Origin of the sequence: Stenotrophomonas sp. PS02298, from assembly GCF_029959445.1 — a bacterium.
GTDB lineage: Bacteria > Pseudomonadota > Gammaproteobacteria > Xanthomonadales > Xanthomonadaceae > Stenotrophomonas.
In genome coordinates this window covers 1-12887 of record NZ_JASCOR010000127.1, presented here as the reverse complement: position 1 = coordinate 12887, position 12887 = coordinate 1, and the positions used below count along the sequence as shown (strand labels likewise).

Annotated in this window: 12 protein-coding genes; 10 read left to right on the top strand and 2 right to left on the bottom strand. The window is 60.9% G+C overall.

Annotation, left to right across the window (positions count from 1 at the left end; translation table 11 throughout):
- Positions 1-166: 166 nt before the first annotated feature.
- On the bottom strand, positions 167-2929 hold the full coding sequence (gene acnA / locus QMX78_RS16130) for an aconitate hydratase AcnA (protein WP_282271412.1): 2763 nt from the start codon (positions 2927-2929) through the stop codon (positions 167-169).
- 783 nt (positions 2930-3712) lie between these two features.
- Between acnA and QMX78_RS16125 the strand changes: the two genes are divergently transcribed.
- From QMX78_RS16125 to QMX78_RS16080, 10 genes are all read left to right on the top strand, one after another.
- A complete protein-coding gene (locus QMX78_RS16125) occupies positions 3713-3946 on the top strand; it encodes an AbrB/MazE/SpoVT family DNA-binding domain-containing protein (protein WP_282271410.1) in 234 nt (77 codons plus the stop codon).
- On the top strand, positions 3946-4344 hold the full coding sequence (locus QMX78_RS16120; protein ID WP_282271408.1) for a type II toxin-antitoxin system VapC family toxin: 399 nt from the start codon (positions 3946-3948) through the stop codon (positions 4342-4344). The genes QMX78_RS16125 and QMX78_RS16120 overlap by 1 nt, the downstream gene beginning before the upstream one ends.
- A 40-nt stretch (positions 4345-4384) precedes the next feature.
- Positions 4385-6976, top strand: a complete 2592-nt coding sequence (acnB, locus tag QMX78_RS16115; RefSeq protein ID WP_282271406.1) for a bifunctional aconitate hydratase 2/2-methylisocitrate dehydratase — start codon at positions 4385-4387, stop codon at positions 6974-6976.
- 232 nt (positions 6977-7208) lie between these two features.
- Complete coding sequence (locus QMX78_RS16110) at positions 7209-8408, top strand: site-specific integrase (RefSeq protein WP_282271404.1); 1200 nt, start codon at positions 7209-7211, stop codon at positions 8406-8408.
- 310 nt (positions 8409-8718) lie between these two features.
- The gene (locus tag QMX78_RS16105) at positions 8719-9102 is read left to right on the top strand and encodes a type II toxin-antitoxin system RelE/ParE family toxin (protein WP_019396519.1); all 384 of its coding nucleotides are present in this window, start codon (positions 8719-8721) and stop codon (positions 9100-9102) included.
- The gene (locus QMX78_RS16100) at positions 9086-9388 is read left to right on the top strand and encodes a helix-turn-helix domain-containing protein (protein ID WP_019396520.1); all 303 of its coding nucleotides are present in this window, start codon (positions 9086-9088) and stop codon (positions 9386-9388) included. Before QMX78_RS16105 ends, QMX78_RS16100 begins: the two co-directional genes overlap by 17 nt.
- 86 nt (positions 9389-9474) lie before the next feature.
- The gene (locus QMX78_RS16095; RefSeq protein WP_079264193.1) at positions 9475-9942 is read left to right on the top strand and encodes a TIR domain-containing protein; all 468 of its coding nucleotides are present in this window, start codon (positions 9475-9477) and stop codon (positions 9940-9942) included.
- Complete coding sequence (locus QMX78_RS16090; protein ID WP_079264194.1) at positions 9942-10568, top strand: hypothetical protein; 627 nt, start codon at positions 9942-9944, stop codon at positions 10566-10568. The genes QMX78_RS16095 and QMX78_RS16090 overlap by 1 nt, the downstream gene beginning before the upstream one ends.
- A gap of 3 nt (positions 10569-10571) precedes the next feature.
- Positions 10572-11708, top strand: a complete 1137-nt coding sequence (locus QMX78_RS16085; protein ID WP_033864732.1) for a nucleoside triphosphate pyrophosphohydrolase family protein — start codon at positions 10572-10574, stop codon at positions 11706-11708.
- Positions 11705-12367, top strand: coding sequence for a uracil-DNA glycosylase (locus QMX78_RS16080; protein WP_079264195.1), 663 nt, complete (start codon positions 11705-11707; stop codon positions 12365-12367). Before QMX78_RS16085 ends, QMX78_RS16080 begins: the two co-directional genes overlap by 4 nt.
- A 15-nt stretch (positions 12368-12382) precedes the next feature.
- Here the strand turns inward: QMX78_RS16080 and QMX78_RS16075 are convergent, their stop codons facing one another.
- A complete protein-coding gene (locus QMX78_RS16075; protein ID WP_282271414.1) occupies positions 12383-12850 on the bottom strand; it encodes a TIR domain-containing protein in 468 nt (155 codons plus the stop codon).
- Between the last annotated feature and the right edge of the window lie 37 nt (positions 12851-12887).

Here is a 12887-nt window from a genome sequence, read left to right as displayed (position 1 = left end):
CGCCAAAGGAAGGGAGACAAGCGAGGCTGCTCTTGCCCCCTTCCTTTGGCGCAGCCAAGGGGAGGGCTGGGGAGGGGGGCTCTTGCTCTGGCTACAAAACCTCAGTCAATTAAAAAAGAACGCCCCAGCAGGGGCGTTCTTTCAACTCAACATTCAATGCCGCAGATCAAGCAGCCTTCTTCGCCGCCAACTGCCGCAACACATACTGCAGCAAGCCGCCGTTACGGAAGTACTCCACTTCCTTCGGCGTCAGCAACAGCACCTTGGCGGTGAAGCTTTTCTTGCTGCCATCGGCCCTGGTTGCGGTAACCGTTGCAGTCTTGGCCTTGCCATCCTCCAGCCCGGTCACATCGAACACTTCCGAACCATCCAGCCCCAGTGTCTGCGCGTTTTCGCCGTCGTGGAACTGCAGCGGCAGCACGCCCATGCCGACCAGGTTGGAGCGGTGGATACGCTCGAAGCTTTCGGCGATCACCGCCTTGACCCCCAGCAGGTTGGTGCCCTTGGCCGCCCAGTCGCGCGATGAGCCGGTACCGTATTCCTTGCCGGCCAGCACCACCAACGGCACGCCATCGGCCTTGTACTTCATTGCCGCGTCATAGATCGCCAGCTTCTCGCCGGTGGTGCTGCCCGGGGCGTAGTACAGCGTGTTGCCACCTTCTTCGCCGCCGAACATCAGGTTCTTGATGCGGATGTTGGCGAAGGTACCGCGCACCATCACGTCATCATTGCCGCGGCGGCTGCCGTAGCTGTTGAAGTCAGCCGGCTGTACGCCACGCGACTGCAGGAAGCGGCCTGCCGGCGAATCCTTCTTGATGTTGCCGGCCGGGGAGATGTGGTCGGTGGTGATCGAGTCGCCAAACAGCCCCATCACCCGTGCACCGTGGACGTCGCTGATGCTGCCGACCTGCATGGTCATGCCATCGAAATACGGGGGGTTCTTGATGTAGGTCGAGTCGCCATTCCACTCGTAGGCTTGGCCTTCCGGCGATTCGATCTGCGCCCAGCGGGTGTCACCCTTGAACACGTCGGCGTAGTTCTGCTTGAACATCTCCGGGCCGACGGTGGCGGCGATGGTGTCGCCGATTTCCGTGTTGCTCGGCCAGATGTCGCGCAGGTAGACGTCCTGGCCATCGCTGCCCTTGCCCAGCGGCTCCTTGCTGAGGTCGATGCGGACCGTGCCGGCGATGGCATAGGCGACCACCAGCGGCGGCGAGGCCAGGTAGTTGGCCTTCACTTCAGGGTGCACACGGCCTTCGAAGTTGCGGTTGCCCGACAGCACCGAGGCCACCACCAGATCGCCAGCGGCAATGCCGGCGCTGACTTCGGTAGGCAGCGGGCCGGAGTTGCCGATACAGGTGGTGCAGCCGTAGCCGACCACGAAGAAGCCGAGCTTCTCCAGGTCCGGCAGGACGCCGGCTTTTTCCAGATAGTCGGTGACGACGCGGGAGCCCGGTCCAAGCGAGGTCTTGACCCACGGCTTGGCCTTGAGTCCCAACCGTGCCGCGTTGCGCGCGAGCAGGCCGGCGCCCAGCATCACCGCCGGGTTGGAGGTGTTGGTGCACGACGTAATGGCGGCGATTACCACTGCGCCATCCTTCAGGCGCATGGCTTGTTCGTTGATCACGATGTCGGCGTGGCCCTTGGCCAGCTGCTCGTTGCCGACTGCGGCGCCGCCGCCTTCGTTGATGAAGTCGGCGACGTCGCCATTCCGCTGCTCGCGGTGGCTGGTCAGGCCCTTCAACGCTTCGCTGAAGTTGCTGTGCACGTCTTCCAGCAGCACGCGGTCCTGCGGGCGCTTGGGGCCGGCCATCGATGGCTTGACCTCGGCCATGTCCAGTTCCAGCGTGGCGCTGTACTGCGCATGCGGGCTGTTGGCGTCGTGCCACAGGCCTTGGGCCTTTGCGTAGGCTTCCACCAGGTTGATCTGCGCATCGCTGCGGCCGGACAGGCGCAGGTAGTTCAGCGACTCGGCATCGATCGGGAAGATGCCGCAGGTGGCGCCATACTCCGGGGCCATGTTGGCGATGGTGGCGCGGTCGGCCAGCGGTAGGTGTTGCAGGCCCTCGCCATAGAACTCGACGAACTTGCCGACCACGCCGAGCTTGCGCAGCATCTGGGTGACGGTCAGCACCAGGTCGGTGGCGGTGGTGCCTTCGGGCAGCTTGCCGGTCAACTTGAAGCCGACTACCTGCGGGATCAGCATCGAGGAGGGCTGGCCCAGCATCGCGGCCTCGGCCTCGATACCGCCAACGCCCCAGCCCAGCACGCCGATGCCGTTGATCATGGTGGTGTGCGAGTCCGTGCCGAATACGGTGTCCGGGAAGGCCCAGTTGGCACCGTCGATCTGCCGTTCCATCACCACGCGGGCGAGGTTTTCCAGGTTCACCTGGTGGACGATGCCGGTATTCGGTGGCACCACCTTGAAGTTCTCGAAAGCCTTCTGGCCCCAGCGCAGGAAGCTGTAACGCTCCTGGTTGCGCTCGAACTCGATCCTGCCGTTGAGGTCCAGCGCATCCGGGCGACCGAACACGTCCACCTGCACGGAGTGGTCGATGACCAGTTCGGAGGGAATCAGCGGATTGATCTGCTCGGCCTTGCCACCGAGCTTGGTGACGGCGTCGCGCATGGCGGCCAGGTCGACCACGCAGGGCACGCCGGTGAAATCCTGCAGCACCACGCGTGCCGGCATGAAGGCGATTTCGGTGTCCGGCTCGGCCTTGGGGTTCCAGCGGGCGACGGCTTCGATGTGGTCAGGGCCGACGGTCTGGCCGCCGTCCTCATGCCGGAGCAGGTTCTCCAGCAGGATCTTCATCGAGTAGGGAAGGTGGGAGATGTCGAACTTCTGGCCGAGCTTGGGAAGGCTGCAGTAGGTGTACTGCTGGCCGCCAACCTCCAGTTGGCTACGGGTGGAGAATGTATCGCTCATACAGCTGACTCCTCTTGGTACAGATGGCTTGCGGTGGCGCCGGGGCGCTGCGCGGGCTTGTCAGGGCCATGGGCCCTGTCAGGTGAATACTGGTCCGAGTATGGACGAAGCATCCGCCGTCGGGCGCATGGGTGCTGGCCACAGTTTAGGCAACGGCTTGTTGCGCGCATGTAACGGTGCCCGCCGGCAGGTAATGCCGAGCCATGCTCGGCAGGGACGTTCCCGGTCAAGCCTCAGCCGACCATGGGTCGGCACTACAGGTGAAGCTTCCGCAGACCTGTGAACGGGTTTTGTAGGAGCGGCGTAAGCCGCGAAGCCAGTGCTGCATCAGCCACTAAAGAGCTACCCCTCCCCAACCCTCCCCTTGGCTACGCCAAAGGGAGGGGGGGAGTGCCGAGCCATGCTCGGTAGGGCGTTCCCGGTAAAGCTTCAGCCGAGCATGGCTCGGCTCTACAGATGAAGCTTCCACGGACGCGTGGACGTGTTTTGTAGGACCGGCGTAAGCAGCGAAGCCAGTGCTGCATCAGCCAGCCAAGAGCTACCCCTCCCCAACCCTCCCCTTGGCTACGCCAAAGGGAGGGGGGTGGTGCCGAGCCATGCTCGGCAGGGGCTTTACCGGGGGCGCCCCAGTCGAGCATGGGTCGGCATTACAGGCGAAGCTCAGCCGGGCACGACTCGGCCCTACAGGTGAAGCCCAGCAGACCATGGGTCGGTTCTAAAGGGGGTGCTTGGGGTATGCCGGTCGAAGTATGTATAATTCGTACATACTTCATTGGAGGTCCCATGGAAGCCACCGTAGCTGAACGCGGGCAGATCACCTTGCCCAAGGCCGTACGTGACGCTTTGGGCCTGACCAAGGGCACCCAGCTCAAGGTCGAGCTGGAGGGCAGCCGCATCATCCTGCGCAAGAGCGTGGATGACGCCATTTCCCGTGCCCGCGGCAAGTTCGCCCTGGACGGGTTCGAGTCGGCCGAACAGGCCGTGCGTACCGTCCGTGACGAGGCCGGCGAGGCATGATGATCGCCGTCGATTCCCCGGTCCTGATCGAACTGCTCAGCGACGGCCCACGTGCCGATGCGGTGGAAGCCTGCCTGCGGCAGGCGCTGGTCGGTGGCCGGGTGGTCCTCTGCGGCACCACGCTGGCGGAGATCTGCGCATCACTGCGCGGCGGCGCCGAGGTGCAGGGTGCGCTGGAAGAAATGGGCGTCCATTTCAATCCGCTGGAAGCCAAATCCGCGTTGCGTGCTGGCGAGATGCATCGTCGCCACCGGCAGCGCAGCGGCGATACCCGCCGCATCGACGATTTCATGGTTGGCGCGCATGCACTGCTGCAGTGCGATGGCCTGATCACCTGGAACGACACGTTTTATCGCGACTACTTCAAGGGCCTGAAGCTGATCGTGCCGCAAGCCTGAGAGCCCATCCATTCTTTAACCGTTACACCCGGGAGTTGTCATGTTGGAAGCCTACCGCCACCACGTAGCCGAGCGCGCCGCGCTTGGCATCCCGCCGTTGCCGCTGACTGCACAGCAGACGGCCGACGTCATCGAGCTGCTGAAGAACCCGCCGGCTGGCGAAGCCGAGTTCCTGCTCGACCTGATCACCAACCGCGTGCCGGCCGGTGTCGATGACGCCGCCAAGGTCAAGGCCTCGTACCTGGCCGCCATCGCCTTCGGCAGCGAGAAGAACGCACTGATCAGCCGTGCGCGCGCCACCGAACTGCTTGGCACCATGCTCGGCGGTTACAACGTCGCGCCGCTGATCCAGCTGCTGGACGACGCCGACGTTGGCGCCATCGCCGCTGAAGGCCTGAAGCACACCTTGCTGGTGTTTGACGCATTCCACGACGTGCAGGAAAAGGCCAAGGCCGGCAACGCCAATGCACAAGGCGTGCTGCAGAGCTGGGCCGATGCCGAGTGGTTCACCAGCAAGCCGGAAGTGCCGCAGAGCCTGACCATCACCGTGTTCAAGGTGCCGGGCGAAACCAATACCGACGACCTGTCGCCGGCTCCGGATGCCACCACCCGTCCGGACATCCCGATGCACGCCCTGGCGATGCTGAAGAACAAGCGTCCCGACGCGCCGTTCGTGCCGGAAGAAGACGGCAAGCGCGGCCCGATCCAGGAGATCCTGTCGCTGAAGGACAAGGGCCACCTGGTTGCCTACGTCGGCGACGTGGTCGGCACCGGCTCCAGCCGCAAGTCCGCCACCAACTCGGTGCTGTGGTTTACCGGCGAAGACATCCCCTTCATCCCGAACAAGCGCTTCGGCGGCGTTTGCCTGGGTTCCAAGATCGCCCCGATCTTCTACAACACCATGGAAGACGCCGGCGCACTGCCGATCGAGCTGGACGTGTCGAAGATGGAGCACGGCGATGTCGTCGAACTGCGTCCATACGACGGCAAGGCACTGAAGAACGGTGAAGTCATCGCCGAATTCCAGGTCAAGAGCGACGTGCTGTTCGACGAAGTGCGCGCCGGTGGCCGTATTCCGCTGATCATCGGCCGTGGCCTGACTGCCAAGGCGCGTGAAGCGCTGGGCTTGCCGGTCACCGACCTGTTCCGCCTGCCGGTGCAGCCGGCCGATACCGGCAAGGGTTACTCGCTGGCACAGAAGATGGTTGGCCGCGCCTGTGGCCTGCCGGAAGGCAAGGGCATGCGCCCGGGCACCTATTGCGAACCGAAGATGACCTCGGTGGGCTCGCAGGACACCACCGGTCCGATGACCCGCGACGAGCTGAAGGACCTGGCCTGCCTGGGCTTCTCGGCCGACCTGGTGATGCAGTCGTTCTGCCACACCGCTGCCTACCCGAAGCCGGTGGACGTCAAGACCCACCACACCCTGCCGGAGTTCATCTCCACCCGTGGCGGCGTCTCGCTGCGTCCGGGCGACGGCGTGATCCACAGCTGGCTCAACCGCATGCTGCTGCCGGACACCGTCGGCACCGGTGGTGACTCGCACACCCGTTTCCCGGTTGGCATCTCGTTCCCGGCCGGTTCGGGCCTGGTTGCCTTCGCCGCTGCCACCGGCGTCATGCCGCTGGACATGCCGGAGTCGGTGCTGGTGCGCTTCAAGGGCAAGATGCAGCCCGGCGTGACCCTGCGTGACCTGGTCAACGCGATCCCGCTGTACGCGATCAAGGCCGGTCTGCTGACCGTGGCCAAGGCTGGCAAGAAGAACATCTTCTCCGGTCGCATCCTGGAAATCGAAGGTCTGCCGGACCTGAAGGTCGAGCAGGCGTTCGAACTGTCCGATGCTTCCGCTGAGCGTTCGGCCGCTGGTTGCTCGGTGCACCTGAACAAGGAGCCGATCATCGAGTACCTGACCAGCAACATCACGCTGCTGAAGTGGATGATTGCCGAGGGTTACCAGGACGCACGTTCGCTGGCCCGCCGCATCGAGAAGATGGAAGCATGGCTGGCCAACCCGGAACTGCTGCAGGGTGATGCCGATGCCGAGTACGCTGCCGTCATCGAAATCGACCTGGCCGACATCCACGAGCCGATCGTGGCCTGCCCGAACGACCCGGACGACGTGAAGACCCTGTCCGAAGTGGCCGGTGCTAAGATCGACGAAGTGTTCATCGGTTCGTGCATGACCAACATCGGGCACTTCCGTGCCGCCGCCAAGCTGCTGGAAGGCAAGCGCGACATCCCGACCCGTCTGTGGGTTGCACCGCCGACCAAGATGGATGCCTCCGAGCTGACCAAGGAAGGCGTGTACGGCACCTTCGGTTCCGCTGGTGCGCGCATGGAAATGCCGGGCTGCTCGCTGTGCATGGGCAACCAGGCACAGATCCGCGAAGGCTCCACCGCGATGTCGACGTCGACCCGTAACTTCCCGAACCGCCTGGGCCGCAACACCAACGTGTACCTGGGTTCGGCCGAGCTGGCCGCGATCTGTTCGCGTCTGGGTCGCATCCCGACCAAGGAAGAGTACATGGCCGACGTTGGCGTGCTGGATGCAGCCGGCAGCGAGATCTACCGCTACATGAACTTCGACCAGATCAGCGATTACAAGGACGTGGCCGATTCGGTCAACGCCTGAGCTGTTGAGCAGTAAAGGTTGAACGAAGAACCCCGGCGCAAGCCGGGGTTTTTTTGTTTCAGCATGACTCCAGCCCGGTAGTTCGCTGGACTGCGCCGTAGCTCGATACAGCAGGTTTATCAATAGCTTACGCGCGTCCATCATATGCCGGTGCTTTCTGAAACTTGACCCGGTTTTCCCTCGCGCCGCTCCTACCTGGCTCTTGGAATCCGGGTCGTTCCAAGGAGTCATCATGGCAAAGATCAAGCTCACCAAGACCGCCGTGGAGTCGGCGCAACCCCAGGCCAAGGATGTCGAACTGCGGGATACCGTGGTGCCTGGATTCCTGTGCAAGATTACCCCGACGGGCCGCCGGGTGTTCATGCTCCAGTACCGCACGAACTCCGGCCAGCCCCGCAAGCCCTCGCTGGGGCTGTACGGGGAACTGACCGTCGAACAGGCACGGGTCAAGGCGCAAGACTGGCTGGCCGAGGTTCGCCGGGGCGGTGACCCCGGCGGCGCCAAGGCGGAGGCGCGCAAGGCGCCCACGATGGCCGAGTTGTGCAAGAAGTTCATGGAGGACTACTCCAAGAAGCGCAACAAGCCCAGCACGCAGGAAGGCTATCAGGGCGTCATCGACCGCAACATCATCCCGCTGCTGGGCCGCAAGAAGGTGCAGGACGTGAGGCGGCCCGACATTGCCGGGCTGATGGAGAAGCTGGCCTACAAGCCGACCGAGGCGAACAAGACCTTCGGCGTGCTGCGCAAAATGTTCAACCTGGCCGAAGTGTGGGGCTTCCGCCCGGACGGCACGAATCCGTGCCGCCACGTCCCGATGTACCCGCCGGGCAAGGAAACCCGGCTCATCGTGGACGAGGAACTGGTGCGGATCTTCCGCCATCTGGAGAAGCTGGAGGCGGAAGGGCTGGAGAACTACGTTATCCCGCTGGCGATCCGGCTGCAGTTCGAGTTCGCCGCCCGGCGCTCCGAAATCTGCCCGCTCGAATGGAGCTGGCTGGACTTTGAGAACCGGCGCGTGGTGTGGCCCGACAGCAAGGTCGGCGGCATTTCCAAGCCCATGAGTGAGGAAGCCTATCAGCTGCTTTCGACGGCACCACGCCGGGAGGGCTGCCCCTATGTCCTGCCGTCGCCGAACGACCCGGCCAAGCACCTGACCTTTGGCGAGCACTATGGCGGCTGGTGCCGGGCGCTCAAGGCCGCCGGCGTGCCGCACGTCGGCACGCACGGCATTCGCCATCGCTCCACCACCGACATTGCCAATTCGGGCGTGCCGACCAAGGTAGGCATGAAGCTGACGGGGCACAAGACCGTGGCGATGTTCATGCACTACGTCCACACCGAAGACAAGCCGGTGCGGGATGCGGCCGAACTGGTGGCGAGTCGGCGGCAGGCCATCACGGGCGCGCGGCGCCCTTCGGAGGCCACGGCATGAGCAAGAGGACGCTTTCGGTGGTGCCCCCCCGCTGCATTGCCTGCCGACTATCTCCGTTCCGCAATTTCCGAGACAGTGTCTGGGAAATTCGGCCTCGCCGAGCTGGCCAAGGTCTTCACGCTGCCGTGGTCGGCCGATGCGCTGCTGATTTCGGTCAAGGATGCCTGCGGACCGGCGGCCGGCATCCCGTACTGTTGGCTCCGATTGTCGTGCCGGCGTCACGACAATCGGGTGGGTCATCCCTTCTATCTAGGCGCTACACCGGAGACTGGAAAACTATGCCCGTTTCGGGTATAGTTTGGAGGTCGAAATGACGGACATCCTCAAGCGCAAGGACTTTGCACGCTGGCAGTCGGGCGAGAAGCTGTCCGATGCCGCGTTGTGCAAGGCGGTTCAGGAGATGGAAAGCGGTCTGATCGACGCGGACTTGGGCGGCTCCCTCTACAAGAAGCGGGTGGCCCGCCCCGGCGGTGGCAAGAGCGGTGGCTACCGCACGCTGGTATCGGCCAGGATAGGCAGCCGCTACGTGTTCCTGCATGGTTTCCCGAAGAACGACAAGGCGAACATCACGCAGGACGAGAAGAAGGCGCTGCAATTCGCCGGCAAGGTGTTCTTGGAACTGCCTGCCGAAGCCTTGTCGAAGGCGTTGCAGTCGGGTGTTTTAGTGGAGGTGTGTTGTGAGCAAGATCATTGAATCGCTGCGTGGCGATCTAGCGGCACTCCAAGAAGCCGGGGCGATCAGCAAGGTGACGATGCGCGAGTTCGAGACGATTTGCCCGCCGCCGGTGCGGGCCTTCGGTGCAGCCGACATCAAACGTCTGCGCGAAGCCTTGAAGTTCAGCCAGCCGGTGTTTGCTCTTCATTTGCACACGTCGGCCTCGACCGTGCGCAAGTGGGAGCAAGGCGAAACCCATCCCACCGGGCCGACCCTCAAGCTGCTCAACGTCATCGCCGACAAAGGACTACAGGCAATTCTTTAAGCGAGCAAGCTGGCCAGTAGCTTCTACTGCACCAGCCACAAACCCGGTTACGATCTTCAAAACATGCAAAACCATGGGGGTGACAGGTGGCAGACAAAAGGAATGTATTCATCAGCCATGTCCATAAGGACGATCATGGACTCCAGAAGCTCAAGGATTTGTTGGCTCCGAAAGGTCTGGAAGTCCGGGATTCCTCGATCCATACAGGAAAGTTCAACAATGCCACTGATGAGCACTACATAAAAACGCAGATCCTTGCGCCTGCCATCAATTGGGCTGGGGTGTTCATTTGCTATGTCTCTCCCCAAACCAAGAACAGCGATTGGGTGAACTGGGAAATCGAATATGCGGCCAAACAGGGCAAGCGCATTGTTGGTGTTTGGGAGCACGGCGAGAAGGAATGCGACCTACCAGATGCGCTGAAAGAACATGCGGACGCCTTAGTTGGGTGGAACGGTGATTCAATCATTGACGCAATCAACGGGAAGGACTCGTGGGAAAAGCCTGACGGTGGTGCCTGCGCCCCGGTTCCACTCAAGCGGCATCCCTGCTGATGACACGCATTCACTCCTATGTCGTGCGGTACGACAGTGGTTTTGCGCCCAACCCCTTCTACAGCTACTGCACGCTCGCGACTTGCAAGCCCAGTATCCGAAGAAGCGCTAACGTCGGTGATTGGGTGGTCGGCAGCGGAAGCAATGATCGAAGTGTCCGACGCGGTGGGCATCTGGTCTATGCGATGCGGGTCACCGAGGCAATGACATTTGACGAGTATGGCCGAGACCCGCGGTTTGAATCCAAGAAGCCGTACCGCAACGGCAGCCGGAAGCAAAGTTGCGGGGACAACATTTACTTCAGGGCTGCGGCTGGGGTTGCTTGGCAGCAGCGAGACTCATTTCACTCCCGCTCCGATGGCTCGCTCAACCCTGACCATGTGGCTCGTGATACAGGCGTAAACAGGGTTCTGATCAGCAACGATTTCGTATATTTCGGGGGTGAGGGCCCTGCGTTTCCTCATGAGTTGCAAGATCAGCACGGTCGCCCTCTATGCAAAACGGGAATAGGCCTCACGGCCTTTGACGATGCGCAACTAGCTGCAGACCTTGAGCAATGGATTCGCAGCTTGGCAGTGAGCGGCTACCAGGGCGCCCCATTCGAATGGCTGACTCTTCGCAGGTGACCGATGAAAAAGGAAGGCTCCCTCTTACTCTCGGATTACGCTGCGGGAATTGCAGCCACGGACGTGCTCAATCCAAACGACTTCAATCCAGTGCTTCAGGGGCTATATGGAGAAGTTGGTGGAATAATGGCTACGGCCAAAAAGCACGTTCGGGATAAATCAGCATACCCTGGCTACAAGAGAGCGGCGGAAGAAGAATTTGGCGACACCCTTTGGTACCTGGCTGCAATCTGCAGGCGCCTGAATATTCCTCTTGAAGATATCTTCGGGGAAGCGGCCAACCACGGAAATTTTAAGAATATTGGCGCTGCAAGTGATATCGCTGAAGGTGCACTTGCCTATATCGCAGTACCTATTGCGGCGACTGCATCGTTAGATGCCACCCTGGCACGTTTGGGGCAGTCAGCAGCAGCTCTAATGGGAAGCACTCCTGCGCGCACTGATTTGGTAGCGTTCGCGCGGGCTTACTTGGATGCAATCCATGCGGCCGAACTAGCATTTTCGGAAGTGGCTCGCGCCAACCTTCGGAAAGCGCGCGGCGCGTTTTTGGAGCCACAAGCAGATGATCTCGTTGACCTTGATTTCGACAGTAAATTTGGAATTGAGGAACAGCTACCCAGAGAATTCAGAATCCGAGTCAATCAACGAGGCAGTGGTAAGAGTTATCTCCAATGGAATGGCGTATTCATTGGAGACCCTTTAACCGACAACATTGCCGATCGAGATGGTTACCGGTTCCATGACGTCTTCCATTTTGCAAATGCGGCGATCCTGCACTGGTCACCCGTAATGCGGGCATTGATCAAGCACAAACGAAAGAGCAATCCGAAATTCGATGAAGAGCAGGACAGCGGTCGAGCCATCGTCGTTGAAGAAGGGGTTGCCGCTTGGATTTTCTCAAGAGCCAAAGAATTGAATTTTTTCGAGAACCAGGAAAAGGTCTCACTCGGAATTCTCAAGACCATCGGCGAGTTCGTGAGTGGTTACGAGGTGGAGAAGTGTCCACTGAAGCTCTGGGAGAAGGCCATCTTGGAAGGGTATGCGGTCTTCCGACAGCTTAAGGAAAATCAAGGCGGCTGGATCATTGGAAACCGAGAACAACGCACCATCAAATACATGCCACTTGAGTCTGAAAAATGAAGATCCACCCATTCGTTGAGGCAGTTGCTTCGCTGCAATTCGAAGACTGCTTCAATCCGTATTCGGATCGATGTGAAGTCCATGATCGGCGTGATGCACCGCGTCGCCGTGCTGCAGCACTTTCTGCCATGTTGCGTCGTGCAACTGAGGAGCCTGTAGATGCGATCTGGATCGGGAGAGACCTCGGATATCGCGGAGGGCGCCGCACTGGGTTAGCCCTGACTGACGACGTTCACATGGGCCAGCATGCCAGGCGCTGGAATCTCGATCTGATCCCTGAGCGGCCGACGATAGGAAGTGCTGTAGCTGAACGAACCGCGGCTGTCATATGGGGCATGCTGGAGCACATTGATGCTCGCATCTTCCTCTGGAATGTCTTTCCCCTTCATCCGCATGAATCCGGAGATCCATTCACCAACCGCCAGCACAACGCGCACGAAAGACGCGCCGGCGAAGAACTGCTCCAACAACTCATTGTCTTACTGAAGCCTTCTCGCATCGTTGCCATCGGCAATGATGCCACCGCTGCGGCCCATCGCATCACGGACTCTGTACCGGTGATTTGCGTGAGGCATCCTAGCTACGGAGGACAGACACAGTTCCAGACGCAAATCTCGGAACTCTATGGACACCCAATGAGTACCGGATCGTTGTTTTGACGAGATTTCTGACTTCTAGCGAGCGGCGATCGCTGCTTCGATCCAATTCGACAGGTTGTCGCTGATGGAGGTATAGACCGCGCTACTGGTGCCTCCCGGCGGATCGTAGACGCGGACGACGGAAGATAGCTTTCTACCGTCGTTCAAGGTAAATGAGTCGAACGGATTGGCCCCTGCCACTGATGGTTGCTGGTTGTGGTCCAAGAGCTTATGGACACGTATCCCCAAGAGTCCCTTTCCGCTGTTCCATGACTGCTCAATCTCATACCGAATCCAGGGTCGATTTGCCGTTTCCGCACCAACCAAAACAATTGTGCATGTCCGCCCTTGCAATTGATCGTCAATCCAGCGTTTGATCGCGGCATCACCGCCTCGCTTCACTTCTTCCCATCTGTTTGAATCGCCCAGGATTTCGTAGACACCTCGCAGCCATAAACTATGGCTTACGCGGAGGTGGTTATGAGTACGAAGCGTTACACGGATGAGTTCAAGATCGAGGCGGTTCGGCAGATTGTCGAGT

What these genes read in the sequence shown, in the direction of transcription:
- acnA (WP_282271412.1), bottom strand. Translation starts at nt 2,929, where the DNA reads ATGAGCGATACATTCTCCACCCGTAGCCAACTGGAGGTTGGCGGCCAG.
- QMX78_RS16125 (WP_282271410.1), top strand. Translation starts at nt 3,713, where the DNA reads ATGGAAGCCACCGTAGCTGAACGCGGGCAGATCACCTTGCCCAAGGCC.
- QMX78_RS16120 (WP_282271408.1), top strand. Translation starts at nt 3,946, where the DNA reads ATGATCGCCGTCGATTCCCCGGTCCTGATCGAACTGCTCAGCGACGGC.
- acnB (WP_282271406.1), top strand. Translation starts at nt 4,385, where the DNA reads ATGTTGGAAGCCTACCGCCACCACGTAGCCGAGCGCGCCGCGCTTGGC.
- QMX78_RS16110 (WP_282271404.1), top strand. Translation starts at nt 7,209, where the DNA reads ATGGCAAAGATCAAGCTCACCAAGACCGCCGTGGAGTCGGCGCAACCC.
- QMX78_RS16105 (WP_019396519.1), top strand. Translation starts at nt 8,719, where the DNA reads ATGACGGACATCCTCAAGCGCAAGGACTTTGCACGCTGGCAGTCGGGC.
- QMX78_RS16090 (WP_079264194.1), top strand. Translation starts at nt 9,942, where the DNA reads ATGACACGCATTCACTCCTATGTCGTGCGGTACGACAGTGGTTTTGCG.
- QMX78_RS16085 (WP_033864732.1), top strand. Translation starts at nt 10,572, where the DNA reads ATGAAAAAGGAAGGCTCCCTCTTACTCTCGGATTACGCTGCGGGAATT.
- QMX78_RS16080 (WP_079264195.1), top strand. Translation starts at nt 11,705, where the DNA reads ATGAAGATCCACCCATTCGTTGAGGCAGTTGCTTCGCTGCAATTCGAA.